This window comes from Nioella sp., from assembly GCF_964229645.1.
Taxonomy (GTDB): domain Bacteria; phylum Pseudomonadota; class Alphaproteobacteria; order Rhodobacterales; family Rhodobacteraceae; genus Nioella.
Window position 1 is genome coordinate 1 of sequence record NZ_CAXREX010000286.1, and the last position, 20,054, is coordinate 20,054.

A 20,054-nucleotide genomic window follows, 5' to 3' on the forward strand; every position below is an offset into this window, starting at 1 on the left:
TACCAGCCGACGCTAGCCACCGACATGGGCGCGATGCAGGAACGCATTACCTCGACCAAGGCAGGCTCGATCACCTCGATCCAGGCCGTCTACGTTCCCGCGGACGACCTTACCGACCCGGCCCCGGCCACGACCTTCGCCCACCTCGACGCAACCACCGTTCTGTCGCGTGCGATCTCGGAACTCGGCATCTACCCCGCCGTGGACCCGCTCGACAGCTCCAGCCGGATCCTCGATCCGCAGGTTGTCGGTGAAGAGCACTACCAGGTGGCCCGCGACGTTCAGGGTATCCTCCAGCGTTACAAGTCGCTGCAAGACATCATCGCCATCCTCGGCATGGACGAACTGTCGGAAGAGGACAAGCTGACCGTGGCCCGCGCCCGGAAGATCCAGCGTTTCCTCTCGCAGCCCTTCGACGTGGCAAAGGTCTTCACCGGCTCCGACGGTGTTCAGGTTCCGCTGGAAGACACGATCTCGTCCTTCAAGGCCGTGGTTGCCGGCGAATACGACCACCTGCCCGAAGCGGCCTTCTACATGGTCGGCGGCATCGACGAAGTGATCGCCAAAGCCGAGCGCCTGGCCGCAGAAGCAGCCTAAGGAGGGTCTCTGATGGCCGATATGATGCAGTTCGACCTGGTGTCGCCGGAAAAGAGGCTGGCCTCTTTCGAAGCGTCCTCGGTCCAGATCCCGGGCGCTGACGGCGACCTGACGGCGATGCCGGGGCACAGCCCCGTCATCACCACCCTGCGTCCGGGCGTCGTCCGGGTGCAGTCGGCCGATGGCGAAAAGGACTATGTCGTGACGTCGGGTTTCGTCGAGGTCACTGCAAGTTCCGTTTCCGTGATCGCCGAGCGCGCCCATGCGGGCGACGAGGTGCGCAAGGACGACCTGACCGACATCCTCGAAGAGGCCCGCGCCAAGGCGGCCTCGGCCGAGGCGGACCAGAAGGACGGTGCCGAGAAATTCGTCGCCGACCTCGTCCAGCTGATGGAAAACATGGAGTAACACCAGGCCCCGCCTGGTGATCTTCGAAACGCCCCGTGGTTGCCGCCGCGGGGCGTTTTGCGTTACCCAGAATGCACGATAGTTTTCTTAATGATGTCGCAATTCTTGCCCAAGACCGTTTCACGCCAAGAGCATTCGAACAGATGAAAAAGATCCGCAACAACCTCGTGGGGATAGACCAGGGCAGCGAGATGCTGTTCGAGGACTATGATACCGGTGGCGAGATGTGGACCGGCACGGGCCAACGCGAAGTCTGGCATCCGGTGCGCTTCGCGCAGCCCTTCAAGACCCCGCCATCGGTGCAGGTTGCAATCACCATGTGGGACCTCTCGTCGAAGACCAACCAGCGCGCCGACATCCGTGCCGCCAATATCCGGCGCGACGGGTTCGAGCTGGTGTTCACCACCTGGGAGGATACCAAGATTGCCCGTATCCGGGCCGACTGGATGGCGATTGGCGAACTGCCTTACGAAGACGACTGGGATCTCTACTGAGCGCAGCAAAAAGGCCCCGTGCGGGGCCTTGGCGCCTGCGTCGACGCAGGCGCTTTGGCGGGCTCTCCATAGCCCGCCCCGGCCTCAGCCGCGCGAATACATGCCTTCGTAGATCGGGGCCAGCGTTTCGTCCTGGAAGAGCGACGACACCGATGTGCCTGACCAGGTGTTCAGGATCGCCTGGGCAAACATGGGCGCGGTCGGCACGATGCGGATATTGGGGGCTGCCATGGTTGCCTCGGTCGGCTGGATCGAATCCGTCACCACCAGCGACTTCATGACGGAGGCGGTCACGCGCTCGATCGCGGGGCCGGACAGCACGCCATGGGTGATGTAGGAATGCACTTCCTTCGCCCCGTGCTCCATCAGCACCTCGGCCGCCTTGCAAAGCGTTCCGGCCGTGTCGCAGATGTCATCGACGATGATGCACTTCTTGCCTTCGACATTGCCGATCACCGTCATCTCGGCCACTTCACCCGGTTTCTCGCGGCGCTTGTCCACGATCGAGAGCGGCGCGTTGATCCGCTTGGCCAGTTCGCGGGCGCGGGCCACGCCCCCCACGTCGGGCGAGATCACCATGATGTCCTCCATCTGCCCCTTGAAATGGTGCATGATGTCGAGCGCAAAGATCGGCGCGGCATAGAGGTTGTCGACGGGGATGTCGAAGAAGCCCTGGATCTGGGTGGCGTGCAGGTCAAGCGTCAGGATCCGCTCGATCCCGGCCCCCACCAGCATGTTGGCCACCAGCTTGGCGGTGATGGGCGTGCGGGCCTTGGTGCGGCGGTCCTGGCGGGCATAGCCGAAATAGGGGATCACCGCCGTGATCCGGCTGGCCGAAGAGCGGCGCAGCGCATCGGCCATGATCAGCAGTTCCATCAGGTTGTCATTGGCCGGGTTCGAGGTCGACTGGATGATGAACATGTCCTCGCCGCGGACGTTCTCGTAAACCTCGACGAAAATCTCGGCATCGTTGAATCGTTCGACACGGGCATCGACCAGACCGACATTGATCCCGCGATGCAGGGTCATGCGGCGGGCGATGGCTTCGGCCAGCGGGCGGTTGGCATTGCCGGAAATCAGCTTGGGGTCGGTGGCGGGCATGGCAGCTGTCCCTCGAGTCGCGTTTGTAACAGGGCGTTGACACCCCCTAGCATCCAGCTACCAATCGCGAAAGACCAAAGGAAACGCGACATGGCTGACATTGACTACTATTTCTCCACACTGTCCCCCTTCACCTACCTGGCCGGCACACGGCTGGAGGAGAATGCCGCCCGCCACGGGGCGCGCGTGACCTATAAGCCGATGGATATCATGACGCTTTTTGCCCGGACGGGCGGTGTCGCGCTGCCGGATCGCCACCCCGCGCGGCTGGCCTACCGTTTGCAGGAGCTGCGCCGTGGGTCGAAGAAAACGGGCCTGCCCATCACCGAGCGCCCGATGTTCTTTCCCACCAACCCCGCGCCGTCCTCTTACGCGATCATCACCGCCCAGAAGGCAGGCGGCGGCAACCTGGGCGGGCTGGTTCATGGGCTCTTGTCCGCGGTTTGGGCCGAGGAAAAGAACATCGCTGAAAGCGACGTGATCCGCGCGGTGCTGGAAGCAAACGGCTTTGATCCCGATCTTGCCGACAAGGGCATGCTGACAGCCGCCGAGGAATATGCCCGCAACCTCGAAGACGCGGTTTCGGCCAATGTCTTCGGTTCCCCTTTCTACATCGTCGATGGCGCCGAGACCTTCTGGGGTCATGACCGCCTCGACGACCTCGATCTGCATCTCGCGGGCAAATTGTGAGCGGCTTCGCCCGCCACTGGGGCGAGGGGCCCCGCAACGCGCTGTTCCTGCATTGCTCACTGGCCCATTCCGGCGCGTGGGAGGGTGTGGTGCGCGCGCTCGGACCCGGGATTCATGCGATCGCGCCTGATATCCCGGGGCATGGCAAGGCCGCTGACATCGACCTGTCCCGGGACCTGCATGACCAGTGCTACGAGGCGATCCTTCCGCATCTGCCCGAAGGATGCTTTGACGCCGTGGGCCACAGTTTCGGCGCCACGCTGGCACTGCGCCTGGCGCAGGAGATGCCGGATCGCATCCGCAGCCTTACCCTGATCGAGCCGGTCCTGTTCGCGGCCGCCAGGGGCAGCGGGGAATTCGGCCCCTACCGAGAGCTGATCTCGGGCTATGATCGCCTTATGGCCACCGATAACCGGCCAGAGGCCACGCGCGAATTCCTGGGTCTGTGGGGGGCAGGGGGGGGCCTCGATGACATGCCCGCCGGGCAGCAGCGCTACATGATCGACCGCATCCACTTCATCAAGGCCTCCGACGCCGCGCTGTTTCATGACAGCGCGGGGCTGGTGCCGCGACTGGGGCAGGTGACGGCCCCGACGCTGCTGGTGGAGGGCGAAGACTGCCTGCCCATTACGGCGGCCATATTGGACCGCATGGAGGCGGAGATTGCCCAGACCACGCGCCTGCGCGTGCCGGGTGCCGGCCACATGGCCCCGATCACCCATCCCGCCCCCGTGGCTGCGGGCATCCGGGGCTTGCTCGATCGGTCTGACTAGGCGGTGAAGGGGCGGCGATCAGGCGCGCCCGCCCGCAGCTGCGAAACCGCGTTTCCTGCCCGCGTCGACGCAGGCGCTACCCCCGGAAGAGACCCAGCAGACGCTGCACGGTCGCGCTGTCGCAGGACCAGTCGCAGACGAAGCGGCAGCGGATCGGCTCGTCCTCGGGTCCTTCGAGCGAGGCGTTGAAGGGGAAGAGGTAGTATTTCGCCCCGGCGTCCATCGCGCGCTTGTGCGCGCCGCGCGGGATATGGGCGAAGATCATGTTGCCAGCGGGCTCTGCCTCCAACCGCGCGCCAGGCAGCGCGCGAATTCCCTCGGCCAGGGCAGCGGCGGCGGCATTGGCCTGCCCGGCGAGCCTTAGCCACAGCCCGTCGGTCACGTAGGCGTCCATCTGGGCCGACAGGAACCGGTGCTTGGAAAAGAGATGCGCGCCACGCTTGCGGCGCAGTTCCAGTTCCCAGGCCTGCGCGGGGTCGAAGAAGACCACCGCCTCGACGCCCATGCAGCCGTTCTTGGTGCCGCCGAAACTGACCGCATCGACGCCCGCTTTCCAGGTCATCTCGGCGGGCGTGCAGCCCAGTGCCACGCAGGCATTGGCAAAGCGCGCGCCATCGAGATGCACTTTCAGCCCGTAGGATTTGGCCACATCGGTCACGGCCCGGATTTCATCGAGCGAATAGGCGGTGCCGATCTCGGTGATATTGGTGATCGAAACCGGGCCGCGCTGCACGCCGTGCACGCCCTTGTCGCCCGTGGCGCGGATCGCCGCGTCAAGCCGCGCCGGGTCCATCTTGCCGTCGGGCCCATCGACCAGCACCAGCTTGGCGCCGTTGGTGTAGAACTCGGGCGCGCCGCATTCATCCTCTTCGGCATGGGCGATGCGGTGCACAAAGACCCCGTCCCAGGGGTTGGCCAGCGTCGCCAGCGACAGCGCATTGGCCGCGGTGCCCGTGGCCACCAGGTGCACGCTGGCCTCTGGCGCTTCGAAGAGGGCGCGGATCTTCCGGGTCACCTCGGGCATGATCTCGTCATTGCCATAGGGCATGGCATAGCCCGCATTCGCCCGCATCACCGCGTCCATGATTTCGGGTGCGGCGGGGCCAGTATTGTCGGAGGCAAAGATCATGTGCCGGGCTCCTCGATGATGTAGTCTTCCCAGTCCTCCTCGGGCACCTCGAACTCGGGCACGGTGATGCCGCGCACCGAGACCCCGGCGGAGTGGACCGTTTCGGGGTCACCAGACACCAGCGGGTGCCAGTGGTAAAGGGGCTTGCCCTCGTGCCGGAGGCGGTAGGCGCAGGTTGCGGGCATGAAATAGGCCACGTCGCCCATGGTGGCAGGCGTCAGCTGGATGCATTCGGGCACCAGCGTCTTTCGAATGTCGTATTGACCGCAGCGGCAGCTTTCGTCGTCGAGAAGCCGGCAGGCGAGCCGCGTCAGGGCGACCTCGCCCGTGTCGGCGTCTTCCAGCTTGTTCAGGCAGCACTTGCCGCAGCCGTCGCAGAGCGCCTCCCATTCCGCCGGCGTCAGCCGGTTGAGCGGGAGGGTCCAGAATTCGGGGCGCAACCTTGCCCGGCTCATGCAAGGGCCTTCAGGATCGCGCGGGCCTTGTCGCTGTCGGCATTCATCTGGGTGATGAGCGCGTCGAGACCGTCAAAGGTCATTTCCGGGCGCAGGTAATCGACCAGGGCGACCGACAGGTCGCTGCCATAGAGATCGCCCTTGAAGTCGAACAGGAAGGTTTCGAGGTTGGGCACCTCGCCATTGAACATGGGCCGAATGCCGAGCGAGGCGACGCCGTGGTAATGGCCGGCATTGGGCCCGTCCAGCACGTCGACCAGCACGGCATAGACCCCGAGGCGTGGCAGGTGCAGACCGTCGAGATTCATGTTGGCCGTGGGATAGCCCAGTTGGCGGCCGCGCTTTTCGCCATGCACCACGGGCCCTTCGATCCGGTGCCAGTGGCCCAGCATCGCCGCCGCATCGCGCGGGCGGCCATCGGACAGGGCGTTGCGGATATTGGTCGAGCTGATGGCGCCAAGTTCCCCGTGCAGGATGGGTACCACATCGACCTCGAAGCCAAAGCGGCTACCGAACTCGGCCAGCATCTCGACCGTGCCCGCACGACCCTTGCCGAAACAGAACTCGGCCCCGACGATGACGCGCTTGAGACCCAGTCCCTCGGCCAGCACGTCATGGGCGAAATCCTCGGCCGACAGGCCCGACAGCGCCGCGTTGAAGCTGAGCTCATAAAGGACATCGACCCCGAGCTTCTGCAACCGGTGCGCGCGCGCCTCGGCATTCATCAGCCGGAAGGGCGGGGCGTCGGGGGCGAAGAACTGGCGCGGATGCGGCTCGAAGGTAAGAATGCCAAGCGGCAAGCCATCGACGCGTGCCCGGTCGATCACGTGCTGATGGCCCAGGTGGACGCCGTCGAAATTGCCGATCGCAGCCGAAGCGCCGCGATGTTCCGGACGGGCAAATTGGTAGTCGCGCAGAATTCTCATGCTCTCGGCTTAGCCGCCCCGATGAAGGAGAGCAAGCGGCAGGCGCGCGTGGACCCCGCGCGACGCAGCATCCGTCACATCGGCGTTGGATCGGTGATTGATTGGACCAGGAAGAAAGGGTCAGTCGAACTTTCGCGAGGGCGCCAGAACGATGGCCTCACCCCGCAGAACCGGCTTGCCCTCGATCGTGCATTGAGTCTTCAGCGTGACGCGGCGCTTGGCGATGTCCATGTCCATCACCTCGACCTCGGCGCGGACCCAGTCGCCAGGCCGCACAGGCGCAAGGAATTTCAGCGTCTGCCCAAGGTAGACCGTGCCGTGCCCGGGCAGCTGTTCTCCGATCACCGCCGAAATCAGGCCCGCGGTCAGCATGCCGTGGGCGATGCGGCCTTCGAAGATCGTGTCCTGGGCGTAGTCGTCGTCGAGGTGGACCGGGTTCCGGTCCGTGGAGACTTCCGCGAAGAGCTCGATGTCGCGATCCGTGACCTGTTTCATCAGGTGGCGGCTCATGCCGATTTCAATGTCTTCGATGCAGATCGTTCCACGGGGGAAGTTGTCGAGCATATCGGGCACCTCACGAGTCATCTTGCCCGATCTCATAGCTGAAATCCGGAAATGCTGCAATGCAGAAGTAAGAAAATTCCGTGATACACCCTAAATGTCGCAACTATGTTGCTTTGCGATTACCGCAAGAAGCCGATGGACCAGGTGGCCTCGACCTGCGCTTGTTCCAAGGTGCGGGCCAGCTTGGCGGGGTCGGGCTGGTCGGTCGTGCCGGTTTCGGCCCGCGAGAGGCCCCCGGTAATGAAGAGCGAGTCGATCGGCTCGCCCTGGGCACCCAGGATATCCGTCTTCAGCCCGTCGCCCACGGCCAGGATCCTTTCGGACGGGCAGTCGATACCCGCCTGCGCCAGCCGCATCCGGGCCAGCTCGTAGATCGGCGCGTGGGGCTTGCCGAAATACAGGCTTTCGCCACCCATGTCGTTATATAGCTGCGCCAGCGCCCCGGCGCACCATTCCCGCGTCTCGCCCCGATCGACCACGATATCGGGGTTGGCGCAGAGCAGTTTCAGACCCCGCACCTTGGCGGACAGGAATTGCGGACGCATCTCGGCTGGGTCGGCGGAAGGGTCCACGGGGCCGGTGCAGACGATGCCCTCGGCCTCTTCCAGCGGCACCTGTTCGATCTCGACCGCGTTCTCCAGCACCTCCATCGGCGCGAAGAAGCCCTGGTCATGGGGTTGGCCGATGAACCAGACCTTGCGCCCGACGATGCCCCTGAGCATGGCGGCGCGGGCGCTGTCGCCGGAACTGGCGATCGTGTCCCAGCAGTCGCGGGGCACGCCGATCCGTTCCAGCTGACGTTCCACGCTGGCGCGCGGGCGGGGCGAATTGGTGAGCAGCAGCACGAAGCCGCCCTTTGCCTTGAAGGCCCTCAGCGCCTCGACCGCCTCGCCAAAGGGCGTGTAGCCATCATGCAGGCAGCCCCAGAGATCGCAGTAGAGCACGTCGTAGCGGTCTGAAATCTCGGACAGGGAGCGAATGATCTGGGTCATGGGGGCGCGGGCCTTTCAGGTCTGGTGCGCCCTGATTAGGCCGCGCAGGGCCGAGAGGAAAGGGGTCAGCGGAAAATGCAGACGGTCCCGGACCACAGATGGTCCACGCTGCCCGCCGCGTCCGAGAGCAGGCCGGACAGGCCGCCGGCCCGGAATTCCCAGCCGAGGGAGGAATCGAAGACCTCAAGCCCCACGAGCCCGCCAAGCGCCTCGACCGGGCTGCCAATGCCCACGCCTGCCTGGGTTGTCAGGTCCGAGCCTGGCCGCAGCATCCAGCCCACAAGCCGGTCTTCCTGGTAGATAAGGTCGAGCGTGCGGGGGAAGCTGGCGACCACCACGGGGCCGGCGGGGCATTCTTCGGGCAGGTAGACCGAGAATTCATGCCCCAGCACGGTCGTCAGCGCCGCCATGCTGGCGTGAAACGGGCTGCCGAAGGGCAGGGCCGCCCCGGCGCTGGCGTCCGGGGCAGAGAGGCTCAGCCCCTCGTGGCCGAGCGTGACCCGGTCGCCGGGGGCAGAGCTGTAGCCATCGGCGCTGGCGGCAAGCGGCAGACACGAAAGCAGGGGAAGGAGAAGGCGAAGCATGGGGGCGATCCTGGTTGCCGCCAGCATCCCTAAGCGGGGCGGACACGACAAGGGGCGGCACCGGGCCGCCCCTCGCGTCAGCCGAAACTGGCCGATCCGGCGATCAGAGCGCCAGGTTCGGAATGATCTGCTTCTTGCGGCTGACAACGCCGGGCAGCACCACGGTATCGGCATCGCCCACGACGGTGGCGAAGCTCTTCTCGGCCACGGTTTTCACCAGGTCGTTGGGCACCAGCAGGGTGGATTCCTCGTTCAGGATGTCGACCACGAACAGAAGCACCTGGTCGACGCCGTCTTCCTCGGCCACCTGCGGCATGGTAGCGACCAGGCTGTCCTTGCGGTTCAGCACCGTGGCGGGCGAGGTGGTTTCGAGAACCGAGACGCGGAACTTGGTGCCCGCGACCTCATATGCCTTCGAATCCATGCGCAGCAATTCCGCATCTGAGAAGGCCGACACGTCGGACTTGGCGGCGAACATCTCGGCTGCATAAGCGCCGGTGTCGATGCCCAGGTCAGCGGCCAGCGCCTCGACCACTTCGCGGTCGCGCTCGGTGGTGGTGGGGCTGCGGAATTCCAGCGTGTCGGAGAGGATACAGGAGAGCATCGCGCCCTTGATCGCTTCCGGCATCTTGGCGGCATCTTCGCCCATCAGGTCATGCATGATGGTGGCGGTGCAGGCCACGGGGCGGATGGTGATGTCGATCGGGCCCTTGGTCTCGATGCCGCCGACCAGCTTGTGGTGGTCGATGATCGCCGGGATATCGGCGTCGTTGATGGCGTCGGGCCGTTCGGCGGGGTTGTGGGTGTCGACGATCACGACCGGCGCGCCGGCGTCCACGGTGTCGATGATGCGCGGCTTGGGCAGGTCCCATTTTTGCAGCACGAAGGCGGCCTCGGTGTTGGGTTCGCCCAGCAGGACGGCCTCGGCGGTCTGGCCCTTCACCTCGTTCAGGTACCAGGCCCAGATGATGGGCGAGCCGGTGGAGTCGGTGTCGGGCGACTTGTGGCCGAAAACAAGCGTGGTCATGTCGAATGCCTATCTGGTTTGATGCGATTTTGCGGGCCTTATAGGCAGGGGGACAGGCGTTGTTAAGGGGCCATCTCGCCGCTACTGCGCGGCGATCCGCCCCTCCGGCTCAAGGGCCGAGACCACGCGGTTCCGGCCCTGGTCCTTGGCGCGGTAGAGGGCCAGGTCGGCGTGTTTGAGCATGTCGGTCACGTGCCCGCCGCATTGGGGGAAGCTGGTCACCCCGGCAGAGGCGGTGATGCGCGGCAACTTCCCATCGCCATAAGCCAGGTCAAGCTCGCTGAGCGCGTGGCGGAACCGCTCGGCTATTTCCAGTGCGGCGTCATGGTCGAGACCGGGCAACAGGGCCACGAATTCCTCGCCGCCAAGACGGCAGGGGGCCAGCGGCGGCGTGAAGACCTCGCGCATCAGGGCGCCCACCTCGCGCAGCACGATATCGCCCGCGTCATGACCGTGATGATCGTTGAATTTCTTGAAGTGATCCACGTCGAGCGACACCAGCGACAGGGCCGTTCCCTGCCGCTCGGCGCGGGCGATTTCCTTGTGCGCGGCATCAAGGAACCAGCGGCGATTCCACAGGCTGGTCAGCGGGTCGCGCACGGACTGGTCCATGAGTTCCTGCCTGAGCTGCACATTCGCCACCGCAAGGCTGATCTGTTCGGCGCAAAGCAAGCCAAGGTCCCATCTCTGGCGCAGGAAGGTTTCGATCATCTCGCGGGACATGAGCGATCGGTCGAAGGCCGAGAAGGCCACGTGCAGAAGGCCGATGGTTTCGCCATGGGCAATGATCGGCAGGCAGAAATAGGGCGTATCCTCGCCCTCGACATGGGAGCAGGGAAATTCGATCGCGCGGGTGCCGTAGGAATAGGCCCGGCCCCGGCGCAGCGCCCAGCAATCCTCGGCATCTATATGCTGATGGGGCTGGTGGTCGCCCCAGGCGGTTTCGAGGTCCAGCGTGTCGCGCGAGTTGGAATAGATGTAGAGCTGCCCCTCGCTTTCAGGGATCAGCGTGTGCATGGACTTGCGCACCACCATCAGCAGTTCTTCCAGCGACTTGGCCGAGTAGAGCCATTCGCTGACCTGGCTTAGCAGCTTGCGTTCGTGCTGGCGCTGTTCTTCGTTGGCCATCACCTCGCGCGTCTTTTCCTCCATCGCGCGCCGCTTGGAGATGTCGCGGTTGATCGACATGTGATGGGTGTGGTTGCCGTGCTCGTCGAAGATGGGTGTCAGCGTCTTGTCGATCCAGATCCCCTCGCCGGTGGCGGTATAGTGCAGGATGTCGACGGTCAGCGTCTCGCGTCCCTCGATCGCGCGAAGAACCCGGTCGCGCGCTTCCGGCGAGGTTTCGGGGCCGTCGAGCAATCCGCGTGCTGGCAGGCCCCGGATGTTTTCCAGCCGGTGCCCGAACATGCGCTCGAACCCTGTATTTACCCAGACAATATCATTGGCCAGGTTGGTGACCAGAACCGCGTCGAGGATGTGGCGCAGGGTCAGCGCGGCATAGAGCCGGTCATCCTCTGACCGGTCGGGCGGGGCGGGGGCGGAGGTCTTGGCCACGGGCTGCGGTCGCTTCTCTGTCTGGTCTTGGCTGCCAGTAAGCCTAGGCGCGGAAAGTGAAGAAAGTCCTGACAGGGCGACGGTTTCCAGCGTCCTCTGCCGCGATCTGCCGGGCGCGCGATTTTTTTGCCCCCGGTTTGTTGACTCGCCCCGGAGCGCTCTCTATCTACGCTGCGTTAGCACTCTGCAAAGGAGAGTGCTAACAGGGAGAAACATACGAACCTAAGGAGTGTTCGAGAGATGGCATTCAAACCGCTGCATGACCGCGTGCTGGTGCGCCGCATCGAAAGCGACGAGAAGACCAAGGGCGGTCTGATCATCCCCGACAGCGCCAAGGAAAAGCCCTCTGAAGGCGAAGTCGTCGCCTGCGGCGAAGGCACGCGCAAGGACTCGGGCGAGCTGATCGCAATGGCCGTGAAGGCCGGTGACCGTGTTCTGTTCGGCAAGTGGTCGGGCACCGAAGTGACGGTCGAAGGCGAAGAGCTGCTGATCATGAAAGAGTCGGACATCCTCGGCATCATCGCCTGAGCCGTCCCTCTTTCAACTGAAACCAAGACATTCCAAGGAAGGAGCCACCGATGGCTGCTAAGGACGTCAAGTTCAACACCGATGCCCGCAACCGCATGCTCAAAGGCGTCAACATCCTCGCCGACGCGGTGAAGGTGACCCTCGGCCCCAAGGGCCGCAACGTCGTGATCGACAAATCCTTCGGCGCACCGCGCATCACCAAGGACGGCGTGTCCGTGGCGAAGGAAATCGAGCTGGAAGACAAGTTCGAGAACATGGGCGCACAGATGGTGAAGGAAGTCGCTTCCCGCACCAACGACGAAGCCGGTGATGGCACCACCACCGCGACCGTGCTGGCCCAGGCCATCGTCAAGGAAGGCATGAAGCAGGTTGCTGCTGGCCTGAACCCGATGGACCTCAAGCGCGGCATCGACCTGGCCGTGTCCAACGTGATCGAGTCCATTAAGGCCTCGGCCCGCCCCGTGAACGACTCTGCTGAAGTCGCTCAGGTCGGCACCATCTCGGCCAACGGCGAAGCCGAAATCGGCCGCCAGATTGCCGATGCGATGCAGAAAGTGGGCAATGACGGCGTCATCACCGTCGAAGAAAACAAGGGCCTCGAAACCGAGACCGAAGTCGTGGAAGGCATGCAGTTCGACCGCGGCTACCTGTCGCCCTACTTCGTGACCAACCCCGACAAGATGATTGCAGAGCTCGACGACTGCATGATCCTGCTGCACGAGAAGAAACTGTCTTCGCTGCAGCCGATGGTTCCGCTGCTCGAGTCCGTGATCCAGTCGCAAAAGCCGCTGCTGATCATCGCGGAAGACGTGGAAGGCGAAGCGCTGGCCACCCTCGTGGTCAACAAGCTGCGCGGTGGCCTGAAGATTGCCGCCGTCAAGGCACCGGGCTTCGGTGACCGCCGCAAGGCCATGCTGCAGGACATCGCGATCCTGACCGGCGGCCAGGTGATCTCGGAAGATCTGGGCATGAAGCTTGAATCCGTGACCATGGACATGCTCGGCACCGCCAAGAAGGTCCAGATCACCAAGGACGAAACCACTATCGTGGACGGCCATGGCGAGAAGGCGGAAATCGAAGCCCGCGTGGCCCAGATCCGTCAGCAGATCGAGGAAACCACCTCTGACTACGACCGCGAAAAGCTTCAGGAACGTGTGGCCAAGCTGGCGGGCGGCGTTGCCGTCATCCGCGTCGGCGGCATGACCGAAGTGGAAGTGAAAGAGCGCAAGGACCGCGTCGATGACGCGCTGAACGCGACCCGCGCGGCCGTTCAGGAAGGCATCGTCGTGGGCGGTGGGGTTGCTCTGGTTCAGGGTGCCAAGTCGCTGGAAGGTCTGGAAGGCGGCAACTCCGACCAGAACGCCGGCATCGCCATCGTGCGCCGCGCTCTCGAAGCGCCGCTGCGCCAGATTGCCGAAAACGCTGGCGTCGACGGCGCTGTCGTGGCTGGCAAGATCCGCGAAAGCGGGGACAAGTCCTTCGGCTTCAATGCTCAGACCGAAGAATATGGCGACATGTTCAAGTTCGGCGTGATCGACCCGGCCAAAGTGGTGCGCACCGCACTGCAGGACGCCGCGTCCATCGCCGGCCTGCTCATCACCACCGAAGCAATGGTGGCCGACAAGCCGTCCAAAGACGGCGGAGCCGGCGGCGGCATGCCCGACATGGGCGGCATGGGCGGCATGGGCGGCATGATGTAATCAGCCGATCCCTTTGGATGACCGGGACGGGGCTCGCCACTGGCGGGCCCCTTTCCTTTTCAGGGGCGGGCGGTGATGCACGCCTGCCGTCTGTCATCATCCCGTTTCCTTCAAGGGCTAAGTGGCCACTGCCGAGCAGCCGCTCTGACCTGGCCGAGCGATCCCCACCCTTTTCCCCCTTTTACCGGGGGGCATTATCGTGCAGTCAAACCCCATGACCCTGCCCAGCCTCTCGTTTCTCAATGCCAATGTCCTGCGGCCTGACGGGTTTTCCGGCGCGCCGCTTGCGATCCACGAGGGGCGTATTGCCGACACCGGCGCCCGGCAGGTTGACCTCACGGGCTATAGCGTGCTGCCGGGGATCATCGACCTGCACGGGGATGGGTTCGAGCGTCACCTGGCCCCGCGTCGCGGCGCGGTCACCGATTTGCGCGACGGATTGCAGGCGCTCGACGGGGAACTGGCCGCCAATGGCATCACCACCGCCGTTCTGGCGCAGTTCTTCAGCTGGGAAGGCGGCATGCGCAGCCCCGATTTCGCCGAGCGCGTGGCCCATGCGGCCGGGCAGGCCGACACGCTGACGGACCTGCGCCTGCAACTGAGGCTGGAGGTGAACCTGCTCGATGCCTATGACCGGGCGCTCGCCCTGGTCGATAGCGCCGGGATCGGCTTCGTGACCTTCAACGATCATCTGCCGCACAAGCACCTGGCCGAGGGGCGCACCCCGCCGCGCCGGACCGGCCAGGCGATCAAGAGCGGCCGCAGCCCCGAGGCGCATCACGCGCTTCTGAAGGCGCTCCACGCCAATGGCCCGAAGGTGCCCGCGGCCCTGGCGCGGCTGGCCGCCGCCCTGTCCGCACGCGGTGTGCTGATCGGCAGCCATGACGACAGCACGCCCGAAGACCGCGCCCGCGCCCGAGCCATCGGCGCCCGGCTGGCCGAGTTTCCCGAAACGCTGGCCGCCGCCGCCCATGCCCATGCCCATGGCGATCCGGTCGTGATGGGGGCCCCCAACGTGGTGCGGGGCGGCTCGCATGACAAGAAGGTCGCCGCCGAGGAGGTGATCCGCGCCGGTCACTGCGACGCGCTTGTTTCCGACTACCACTACCCGGCCCCGCGACAGGCGGCCTTCGCGCTGGCTGACCGGGGTGTCATGGGGCTGGCCGACGCCTGGGCGCTGGTCTCGGCGCGACCGGCCGGGATCATGGGATGGAACGACCGGGGCAGGCTGGAGACAGGCGCGCGCGCCGACCTCGTCATCGTCGAGGACGCCACCCGCCGGATCGCGGCTACCTTCGCGGGCGGGCAGGTGGCCCATCTGTCGGGACCCCTGGCCGCGCGTTTCCTCTAGAGCGGAGCTGCGCGCAGCAGGCAAGCCCCCGCGCTTTCGCTTGCGCAGGGCGCCGTCCTGATGTGTTCTGGCCCCCTCGCACAACCGGACCCGCCCCATGCGCCTTGCCCTTCTGACAGCCGTGACCATGCTGGCCTTCGCGGCCAATTCCATCCTCAATCGCATGGCGTTGGCAGGTGATCACATCGACGCGTTCGGTTTCGTCGTTATCCGGGTTCTGTCCGGCGCGGCGATGCTGGTGCTGCTGGTCCTGGTCCAACGCCGGGGCCTGCCGCTTTTCCGGCCCCGCCGGATCGTGGGGGCGCTGTCGCTCTGCCTCTACCTGCTGGGCTTTTCCATCGCCTACCTGCGGCTCGATGCGGGGCTTGGGGCGCTGATCCTGTTCGGATCGGTGCAGATCACCATGTTCGCGGGCGGCGTCCTGTCGGGCGAGACGGTGCCGCCAGCACGATGGGCCGGGGCCGTGATGGCCATGGCGGGGCTTGGCTGGCTGGTCTGGCCTTCGGGCGCGCTATCCGTGCCACTTCTGGGCAGCGTGTTCATGGCCCTCGCAGGGCTTGGCTGGGGCATCTATTCGCTGGCCGGGCGTCACGCAGACGATCCGTTGGCGGCAACGGCGGCGAATTTCGTTCTGGCTGCTCCCATCTGTCTCGTGATCCCCATGTTCCTGCCCGTTCAGATGGAACCGCCGCCACTGACCGGCACCGGTATCTGGCTGGCCGTGCTTTCGGGGGCGGTAACCTCGGGGCTGGGCTATGCGCTCTGGTACGCGCTTCTGCCGCGGCTCAAGGCGACGGTGGCGGGGCTGGTGCAGCTGTCCGCCCCGGTCATCGCGATCCTGGGAGGGGTCGTGTTCCTGCAAGAGGGGCTTTCGCTTCAGCTTGTGCTGGCGGCAGCAATCGTTCTGGGGGGCATTGCCTTCGGGCTGCTGGCGCCTCAGCGCAGGATCGGCTCCAACGGGTCGTAAAGAATGCCCTCGCCCCAGGCCGCGTCGGCCAGGCTGTCGGGTTTGACCTTGATCCGGGCCAGTTCGTCGCGGGCAAAGAGCCTGCGTTCGCAGACCACCCGTTCGGGGTCGCGCCAGCTGTTGTCGATCTGCCCGGCGATCAGGGTGCAGTGGAAATAGACGTCAACCTGGTGGAAGGTGCCGCCCGGATCGTGGAACTCGTTGACAAGGCAGGGGGCGCCCACCTCGACCGTCAGGCCGGTTTCCTCGTGAAACTCGCGCTTGAGATTGTCGGGCAGCGAACTGCCCCGTTCCACGCCGCCCCCCGGCGCGCACCAGAGCCCGCCCCGGTGCTTGGGCCAGGCATTGACCAGCAACAGGCGGTCATCGAGCAGAAGAAGGCCGCGCACGGCCAGGCGGGGGGTGGGCATGGGCGCGATGCTGCCCGGGATCGCGCCGGGCCGCAAGGGGGGTTGGGATGGCGGCTGGATGTCCTAAGTATAGGCCATGAAACCGATCTTCGCAGCCCTTGCCCTGATGATGACCGCCCCGCTGCCCGCGCGGGCCGAGTGCGTGGTGCTGCTGCACGGGCTTGCACGCAGTGCGACCTCGCTCTGGGTGATGGAAGAAGTGCTGGAGGCCGAGGGCTACCAGGTGGTGAATCTCGGCTACCCCTCGACCGAGGCCTCGATCGAGGCTCTGTCGGAAGGCGCGATCGAACCCGCGCTGGCCAGTTGCGCCCCCGGCACGGTCCATATGGTGACCCATTCCATGGGCGGGATCCTGCTGCGCCACTGGCTGTCGGAGCATGAGCTGCCCACGCTTGGCCGCGTGGTGATGCTGGCCCCGCCCAACCAGGGGGCGGAACTGGTGGACTACTTCGCCGATCTGGCCCCCTTCGAATGGGTGAACGGGCCCGCGGGCCAGGAACTGGGCACCGAGGCGGGCAGCGTGCCCCTGGCCCTGCCTCCGGTCGATTTCGAGCTGGGCGTGATCGCGGGCTATGGCTCGATCAACCCGGTGACCTCGGCGATGATCGAGGGGCCGGACGATGGCAAGGTGTCTGTCGAGGAGACCATGGTCGAGGGCATGGCCGATTTCATCGCCCTCCGGGTCAGCCACACTTTCATGATGAACAACCCGCTCGTGGTCGCCCAGACCCTGACCTTCCTCGAAAGCGGCGCCTTCGACCATACGCTCGATCTGCGTGGCGCGGTGGAGAACCTGCTTCCCTGACGGGACCCGTGCGCGCGCCTCGTCGACCCCCGCTTGCGCGGGGGCACTCCTCGGCCCGCAGTTGCCACGCGAAGCCGTGAGCCGGCGGGGCAGGGGCCGCGGATGTCGGTGCCCGTGGCCGGGGGCGGGAGCCTCCGGCGGGGATATTTCAGGAACGATGAAGGGTCAGAGTCGCGGTCAGGACGCGGGGCCTGTGACGCGGTTGACGTGCCCCATCTTGCGGCCCGGGCGGGTATCGGCCTTGCCGTAGAGATGGACCTGGACGCCCGGTTCACCCGCCAGGGTCGGGGCCTTGTCCACCTCTGCCCCGATCAGGTTTTCCATCACCACATTGGCATGGCGTTTGCCGTCGCCGAGCGGCCAGCCGGTCACGGCGCGGATATGCTGCTCGAACTGGTCGACGGCGCAGCCTGCCTGCGTCCAGTGGCCCGAATTGTGCACACGGGGCGCGATCTCGTTGACCACCAGCCCCTGTGGCGTCACGAAAAGCTCCACCCCCATGACGCCCACGTAGTCGAGCGCGTTGAGGATGCGGGCCGCCAGCAGAACCGCGTCGCTGCGCATACCCGCAGGGATCGCGGCAGGCACCGTGGTGGTGGCGAGGATGCCGTTCTCATGCACGTTCTCGCCCGGGTCGTAACAGGCAATCGCCCCGTCGCGGCCGCGCGCGGCGATGACCGAGATCTCGCGGCTGAAGTCGATGAAGCCTTCGAGAATGGCGGGGGCACCGGCCATGTCGGCCAGGGCCTGATCGGCATCGCCGGGCGTCATGATCCGCGCCTGACCCTTGCCGTCATAGCCGAAGCGACGGGTTTTCAGGATCGCGGGCGTGCCGATCTGGGCGATCGCCTTCGCCAGGTCCTCGGCGCTGTCCACGGGCGCGAAGGGGGCGGTCGTCAGGCCGATCCCGGTCAGGAAGGTTTTCTCGGTCAGGCGGTCCTGGCTCACCTCCAGCGCGCGGCGCGAAGGGTAGAGGGGCGTGGTGTCCGAGAGCACATCCAGCGCATCGGCGGGGATGTTTTCAAACTCGTAGGTGATGAGATCGACGGAAGCCGCGAAAGCTGCCAGCGCGTCGAGATCGTCGTAGGATCCTTGTGTGACCTTCGCCGCGACATCGCCTGCGGGCGCCGCGCCGGGCTCAAAGATATGGGTTTTGTAGCCAAGGCGGGAGGCCGCGACCGAGAGCATGCGCCCAAGCTGGCCGCCGCCCAGGATGCCGATGGTAGACCCCGTGGGCAGCATGTCACTCATCGACGGGCACCTCTGGGATGGAGGCCGAGAGAGCCGCGCGCCAGGCGTCGAGCCGTTCGGCCAGGGCCGGGTCGCCAAGCGCGAGGATGCCAGCCGCCATGAGACCTGCGTTCTTCGCGCCAGCCGCGCCGATCGCCATGGTGGCAACGGGATAGCCGCGCGGCATCTGGAGGATGGAATAAAGGCTGTCGACGCCCGAGAGCGCCTTGGTCTGGACCGGCACGCCGATCACCGGCACGCGGGTTTTCGAGGCCATCATGCCGGGCAGATGCGCCGCGCCACCCGCGCCTGCGATGATCACCTTCAGCCCGCGGCCCACGGCCTCCTTGCCATAGGACCACAGCCGGTCCGGGGTGCGATGCGCCGACACGATGCGCGCCTCAAAGGGCACGCCCAGTTCGTCCAGAACTTCGGCTGCTTCTTTCATCGTGGGCCAGTCCGACTGGCTGCCCATGATGATCCCGACCTCGACCCCTGCCATGGTGTAAATCCTTGCTGTCCCTCAGGAAGCGCGCACTATAGCCATGGCGCGAGGTTACGCAATGATGTCCGGGGTCAGTTCGTCCTCGATGCGCTGAATCTGGTCTTTCAGCATCAGCTTGCGCTTCTTCAGCCGTCTGAGCGTGAGCTGATCGGGCAGGGGACGTTCCTCCAGCGCGCCAATCGCCTCGTCCAGATCGCGGTGCTCGCGCATCAGGACCCCCAGCTTGACGCGCAGCACATCTTCGTGGGTCATCTCGTTGGGGGCGTTCATGGGGTCGGGAACCTGTGGGTGAGTCGCCATGCGGCAGGGCCCCAAAGATACCGGATTATCCCGCGCGGGCAAAGCGTTGCGCGCCTTGCAAGGGGGGCGGAGCGCCCCCATATTGTTGTCGAGGGTCGCCGAACAGGGGCCCTTTCCCGCAGATCGCTTGTTCGAAGGATGTGCCCGATGACGAAACTGACCCTTGGCTCGCACCCGTTCCTGCTCGGGTTCGACCAGCTGGAACGCCTCGTGGAACGCACGGCGAAATCCGGCAATGACGGATACCCCCCTTACAATATCGAGGCGAAGGGCGAAAACGCCTTCCGCATCACGCTGGCCGTGGCCGGTTTTGCCGAGGATGACCTGTCGATCACGCTGGAAGACCGCCAGCTGGTGATCCGGGGCCGCCAGGCCGATGACAGCGATGGCCGCGTCTTCCTGCATCGGGGCATTGCCGCGCGCCAGTTCCAGCGCAGCTTCGTGCTGGCCGACGGGGTCGAGGTGACGGGGGCGGCGATGGAACACGGGCTTTTGCACGTGGATCTCAAGCGCTCGGTGCCCGAGAACGTTGTGCAGACCATCAAGATCAAGGCCGGAGGCCGCAGCGATGCATGAACCCAGTGACAAGATGGCGCCGGGCAAGCGGCCGATCGTCTATGTCCGGAAGGTGCGCGTCGAAGACCTGCCCGAGGAGGTCCGGGCCGAAGCCAGCGACGCGGGGCTCGAGGCGTTGTACCTGATCGGGAACGAGGACGGAGAGCAACTCGCGCTGGTGCGTGACCGCAAGCTGGCCTTCGTCGTGGCGCGTCAGAATGACATGACCCCCGTCAGCGTGCACTGAGCCCGCGAACGCTCCCCCCTTGAATGACGATGGGCGCCCCGGTCGGAGCGCCCATTGCCCTGTCTTCCCCCGGGGTACAGTCGAGGAAAGAGCGTCGTCTCAGAGCGGGATGGTCAGCCGCAGGAAGGCCGCCAGCCCGGCATCTTCGATGCTGCCGAA

24 protein-coding genes and 1 pseudogene are annotated in these 20,054 nt (G+C 65.5%); 12 read left to right on the top strand and 13 right to left on the bottom strand.

Annotated features, from left to right (window positions below; all coding sequences use genetic code 11):
• The 3 genes and pseudogenes from ACEQXV_RS18190 to ACEQXV_RS18200 all read left to right on the top strand — a co-directional run.
• Positions 1 to 597: pseudogene (locus ACEQXV_RS18190) on the top strand (F0F1 ATP synthase subunit beta); the annotation flags it as partial.
• A 12-nt stretch (positions 598 to 609) separates the two neighbouring features.
• Positions 610 to 1,005 (top strand): F0F1 ATP synthase subunit epsilon, encoded by a 396-nt coding sequence (locus tag ACEQXV_RS18195; protein WP_370255178.1) that lies wholly within the window; start codon positions 610 to 612, stop codon positions 1,003 to 1,005.
• 143 nt (positions 1,006 to 1,148) lie between these two features.
• Positions 1,149 to 1,499: an H-type lectin domain-containing protein gene (locus ACEQXV_RS18200; protein WP_370255179.1), complete on the top strand. Its 351-nt coding sequence runs from the start codon at positions 1,149 to 1,151 to the stop codon at positions 1,497 to 1,499.
• An 84-nt stretch (positions 1,500 to 1,583) separates the two neighbouring features.
• Here the strand turns inward: ACEQXV_RS18200 and ACEQXV_RS18205 are convergent, their stop codons facing one another.
• A complete protein-coding gene (locus tag ACEQXV_RS18205; protein ID WP_370255181.1) occupies positions 1,584 to 2,600 on the bottom strand; it encodes a ribose-phosphate pyrophosphokinase in 1,017 nt (338 codons plus the stop codon).
• A 90-nt stretch (positions 2,601 to 2,690) separates the two neighbouring features.
• Between ACEQXV_RS18205 and ACEQXV_RS18210 the strand changes: the two genes are divergently transcribed.
• Together ACEQXV_RS18210 and ACEQXV_RS18215 are read left to right on the top strand one after the other, a co-directional pair.
• A complete protein-coding gene (locus ACEQXV_RS18210) occupies positions 2,691 to 3,290 on the top strand; it encodes a 2-hydroxychromene-2-carboxylate isomerase (protein WP_370270358.1) in 600 nt (199 codons plus the stop codon).
• Positions 3,287 to 4,063, top strand: a complete 777-nt coding sequence (locus tag ACEQXV_RS18215; RefSeq protein ID WP_370270359.1) for an alpha/beta fold hydrolase — start codon at positions 3,287 to 3,289, stop codon at positions 4,061 to 4,063. Before ACEQXV_RS18210 ends, ACEQXV_RS18215 begins: the two co-directional genes overlap by 4 nt.
• 76 nt (positions 4,064 to 4,139) lie before the next feature.
• Here ACEQXV_RS18215 and ACEQXV_RS18220 read toward each other — a convergent pair whose 3' ends face one another.
• The 8 genes from ACEQXV_RS18220 to ACEQXV_RS18255 form a co-directional block, all read right to left on the bottom strand.
• A complete protein-coding gene (locus ACEQXV_RS18220) occupies positions 4,140 to 5,192 on the bottom strand; it encodes a low specificity L-threonine aldolase (RefSeq protein WP_370255187.1) in 1,053 nt (350 codons plus the stop codon).
• Positions 5,189 to 5,647, bottom strand: a complete 459-nt coding sequence (locus ACEQXV_RS18225; protein WP_370255190.1) for a YcgN family cysteine cluster protein — start codon at positions 5,645 to 5,647, stop codon at positions 5,189 to 5,191. Before ACEQXV_RS18225 ends, ACEQXV_RS18220 begins: the two co-directional genes overlap by 4 nt.
• Positions 5,644 to 6,573 (bottom strand): bifunctional riboflavin kinase/FAD synthetase, encoded by a 930-nt coding sequence (locus ACEQXV_RS18230; RefSeq protein WP_370270361.1) that lies wholly within the window; start codon positions 6,571 to 6,573, stop codon positions 5,644 to 5,646. The genes ACEQXV_RS18225 and ACEQXV_RS18230 overlap by 4 nt, the downstream gene beginning before the upstream one ends.
• A 120-nt stretch (positions 6,574 to 6,693) precedes the next feature.
• A complete protein-coding gene (locus ACEQXV_RS18235; protein ID WP_370270371.1) occupies positions 6,694 to 7,137 on the bottom strand; it encodes a MaoC family dehydratase in 444 nt (147 codons plus the stop codon).
• A 119-nt stretch (positions 7,138 to 7,256) separates the two neighbouring features.
• Entirely contained in the window at positions 7,257 to 8,129 is an 873-nt protein-coding gene (locus ACEQXV_RS18240) for a TIGR01459 family HAD-type hydrolase (RefSeq protein WP_370270362.1), read from the bottom strand.
• 65 nt (positions 8,130 to 8,194) lie between these two features.
• Positions 8,195 to 8,713 (bottom strand): hypothetical protein, encoded by a 519-nt coding sequence (locus ACEQXV_RS18245; protein ID WP_370252491.1) that lies wholly within the window; start codon positions 8,711 to 8,713, stop codon positions 8,195 to 8,197.
• A gap of 103 nt (positions 8,714 to 8,816) precedes the next feature.
• The gene (locus tag ACEQXV_RS18250) at positions 8,817 to 9,740 is read right to left on the bottom strand and encodes a manganese-dependent inorganic pyrophosphatase (protein WP_370270363.1); all 924 of its coding nucleotides are present in this window, start codon (positions 9,738 to 9,740) and stop codon (positions 8,817 to 8,819) included.
• An 81-nt stretch (positions 9,741 to 9,821) separates the two neighbouring features.
• Positions 9,822 to 11,297 (bottom strand): diguanylate cyclase, encoded by a 1,476-nt coding sequence (locus ACEQXV_RS18255; RefSeq protein WP_370251357.1) that lies wholly within the window; start codon positions 11,295 to 11,297, stop codon positions 9,822 to 9,824.
• Positions 11,298 to 11,537: 240 nt separating this feature from the next.
• Between ACEQXV_RS18255 and groES the strand changes: the two genes are divergently transcribed.
• The 4 genes from groES (at position 11,538) to ACEQXV_RS18275 (ending at position 15,843) form a co-directional block, all read left to right on the top strand.
• Positions 11,538 to 11,825, top strand: a complete 288-nt coding sequence (gene groES, locus ACEQXV_RS18260) for a co-chaperone GroES (RefSeq protein ID WP_370251356.1) — start codon at positions 11,538 to 11,540, stop codon at positions 11,823 to 11,825.
• 50 nt (positions 11,826 to 11,875) lie between these two features.
• Positions 11,876 to 13,525, top strand: a complete 1,650-nt coding sequence (groL, locus tag ACEQXV_RS18265; protein WP_370270364.1) for a chaperonin GroEL — start codon at positions 11,876 to 11,878, stop codon at positions 13,523 to 13,525.
• 214 nt (positions 13,526 to 13,739) lie between these two features.
• Positions 13,740 to 14,876 carry an alpha-D-ribose 1-methylphosphonate 5-triphosphate diphosphatase gene (locus tag ACEQXV_RS18270; protein WP_370270366.1) on the top strand — a complete coding sequence of 379 codons (1,137 nt, stop codon included), beginning with the start codon at positions 13,740 to 13,742 and terminating at the stop codon, positions 14,874 to 14,876.
• Between the two features lie 97 nt (positions 14,877 to 14,973).
• The gene (locus ACEQXV_RS18275; RefSeq protein ID WP_370270367.1) at positions 14,974 to 15,843 is read left to right on the top strand and encodes a DMT family transporter; all 870 of its coding nucleotides are present in this window, start codon (positions 14,974 to 14,976) and stop codon (positions 15,841 to 15,843) included.
• Here the strand turns inward: ACEQXV_RS18275 and ACEQXV_RS18280 are convergent.
• Positions 15,813 to 16,253: an NUDIX domain-containing protein gene (locus tag ACEQXV_RS18280; protein WP_370251352.1), complete on the bottom strand. Its 441-nt coding sequence runs from the start codon at positions 16,251 to 16,253 to the stop codon at positions 15,813 to 15,815. The genes ACEQXV_RS18275 and ACEQXV_RS18280 overlap by 31 nt on opposite strands.
• 76 nt (positions 16,254 to 16,329) lie before the next feature.
• Here ACEQXV_RS18280 and ACEQXV_RS18285 point away from each other — a divergent pair, with 76 nt between their 5' ends.
• Positions 16,330 to 17,058 (top strand): esterase/lipase family protein, encoded by a 729-nt coding sequence (locus ACEQXV_RS18285; protein ID WP_370251351.1) that lies wholly within the window; start codon positions 16,330 to 16,332, stop codon positions 17,056 to 17,058.
• Positions 17,059 to 17,235: 177 nt separating this feature from the next.
• On the opposite strand, the gene ACEQXV_RS18290 is transcribed toward ACEQXV_RS18285, so the two are convergent.
• Genes ACEQXV_RS18290 through ACEQXV_RS18300 form a run of 3 tightly spaced genes read right to left on the bottom strand, consistent with a single transcriptional unit; the run spans position 17,236 to position 19,063 of the window.
• Complete coding sequence (locus ACEQXV_RS18290; protein ID WP_370270369.1) at positions 17,236 to 18,309, bottom strand: 5-(carboxyamino)imidazole ribonucleotide synthase; 1,074 nt, start codon at positions 18,307 to 18,309, stop codon at positions 17,236 to 17,238.
• Positions 18,302 to 18,790: a 5-(carboxyamino)imidazole ribonucleotide mutase gene (gene purE, locus ACEQXV_RS18295; RefSeq protein ID WP_370270370.1), complete on the bottom strand. Its 489-nt coding sequence runs from the start codon at positions 18,788 to 18,790 to the stop codon at positions 18,302 to 18,304. The genes ACEQXV_RS18290 and purE overlap by 8 nt, the downstream gene beginning before the upstream one ends.
• Positions 18,791 to 18,844: 54 nt before the next feature.
• Positions 18,845 to 19,063: a YdcH family protein gene (locus ACEQXV_RS18300; protein WP_370251348.1), complete on the bottom strand. Its 219-nt coding sequence runs from the start codon at positions 19,061 to 19,063 to the stop codon at positions 18,845 to 18,847.
• Positions 19,064 to 19,240: 177 nt separating this feature from the next.
• Between ACEQXV_RS18300 and ACEQXV_RS18305 the strand changes: the two genes are divergently transcribed.
• Positions 19,241 to 19,669 carry an Hsp20 family protein gene (locus ACEQXV_RS18305; RefSeq protein WP_370251347.1) on the top strand — a complete coding sequence of 143 codons (429 nt, stop codon included), beginning with the start codon at positions 19,241 to 19,243 and terminating at the stop codon, positions 19,667 to 19,669.
• Positions 19,662 to 19,895, top strand: a complete 234-nt coding sequence (locus ACEQXV_RS18310) for a DUF1150 family protein (RefSeq protein WP_370251346.1) — start codon at positions 19,662 to 19,664, stop codon at positions 19,893 to 19,895. Before ACEQXV_RS18305 ends, ACEQXV_RS18310 begins: the two co-directional genes overlap by 8 nt.
• Positions 19,896 to 20,054 lie beyond the last annotated feature (159 nt).

Excerpts from the sequence above, each read along its gene's own strand:
- ACEQXV_RS18305 (WP_370251347.1), top strand. The coding sequence starts at position 19,241 with ATGACGAAACTGACCCTTGGCTCGCACCCGTTCCTGCTCGGGTTCGAC.
- ACEQXV_RS18300 (WP_370251348.1), bottom strand. The coding sequence starts at position 19,063 with ATGAACGCCCCCAACGAGATGACCCACGAAGATGTGCTGCGCGTCAAG.
- ACEQXV_RS18250 (WP_370270363.1), bottom strand. The coding sequence starts at position 9,740 with ATGACCACGCTTGTTTTCGGCCACAAGTCGCCCGACACCGACTCCACC.
- groES (WP_370251356.1), top strand. The coding sequence starts at position 11,538 with ATGGCATTCAAACCGCTGCATGACCGCGTGCTGGTGCGCCGCATCGAA.
- ACEQXV_RS18275 (WP_370270367.1), top strand. The coding sequence starts at position 14,974 with ATGCGCCTTGCCCTTCTGACAGCCGTGACCATGCTGGCCTTCGCGGCC.
- ACEQXV_RS18240 (WP_370270362.1), bottom strand. The coding sequence starts at position 8,129 with ATGACCCAGATCATTCGCTCCCTGTCCGAGATTTCAGACCGCTACGAC.
- ACEQXV_RS18270 (WP_370270366.1), top strand. The coding sequence starts at position 13,740 with ATGACCCTGCCCAGCCTCTCGTTTCTCAATGCCAATGTCCTGCGGCCT.
- ACEQXV_RS18220 (WP_370255187.1), bottom strand. The coding sequence starts at position 5,192 with ATGATCTTTGCCTCCGACAATACTGGCCCCGCCGCACCCGAAATCATG.
- ACEQXV_RS18310 (WP_370251346.1), top strand. The coding sequence starts at position 19,662 with ATGCATGAACCCAGTGACAAGATGGCGCCGGGCAAGCGGCCGATCGTC.
- ACEQXV_RS18280 (WP_370251352.1), bottom strand. The coding sequence starts at position 16,253 with ATGCCCACCCCCCGCCTGGCCGTGCGCGGCCTTCTTCTGCTCGATGAC.
- ACEQXV_RS18235 (WP_370270371.1), bottom strand. The coding sequence starts at position 7,137 with ATGCTCGACAACTTCCCCCGTGGAACGATCTGCATCGAAGACATTGAA.
- ACEQXV_RS18290 (WP_370270369.1), bottom strand. The coding sequence starts at position 18,309 with ATGAGTGACATGCTGCCCACGGGGTCTACCATCGGCATCCTGGGCGGC.
- ACEQXV_RS18230 (WP_370270361.1), bottom strand. The coding sequence starts at position 6,573 with ATGAGAATTCTGCGCGACTACCAATTTGCCCGTCCGGAACATCGCGGC.
- ACEQXV_RS18200 (WP_370255179.1), top strand. The coding sequence starts at position 1,149 with ATGAAAAAGATCCGCAACAACCTCGTGGGGATAGACCAGGGCAGCGAG.
- ACEQXV_RS18245 (WP_370252491.1), bottom strand. The coding sequence starts at position 8,713 with ATGCTTCGCCTTCTCCTTCCCCTGCTTTCGTGTCTGCCGCTTGCCGCC.
- ACEQXV_RS18210 (WP_370270358.1), top strand. The coding sequence starts at position 2,691 with ATGGCTGACATTGACTACTATTTCTCCACACTGTCCCCCTTCACCTAC.
- ACEQXV_RS18225 (WP_370255190.1), bottom strand. The coding sequence starts at position 5,647 with ATGAGCCGGGCAAGGTTGCGCCCCGAATTCTGGACCCTCCCGCTCAAC.
- purE (WP_370270370.1), bottom strand. The coding sequence starts at position 18,790 with ATGGCAGGGGTCGAGGTCGGGATCATCATGGGCAGCCAGTCGGACTGG.
- groL (WP_370270364.1), top strand. The coding sequence starts at position 11,876 with ATGGCTGCTAAGGACGTCAAGTTCAACACCGATGCCCGCAACCGCATG.
- ACEQXV_RS18195 (WP_370255178.1), top strand. The coding sequence starts at position 610 with ATGGCCGATATGATGCAGTTCGACCTGGTGTCGCCGGAAAAGAGGCTG.
- ACEQXV_RS18285 (WP_370251351.1), top strand. The coding sequence starts at position 16,330 with ATGAAACCGATCTTCGCAGCCCTTGCCCTGATGATGACCGCCCCGCTG.
- ACEQXV_RS18205 (WP_370255181.1), bottom strand. The coding sequence starts at position 2,600 with ATGCCCGCCACCGACCCCAAGCTGATTTCCGGCAATGCCAACCGCCCG.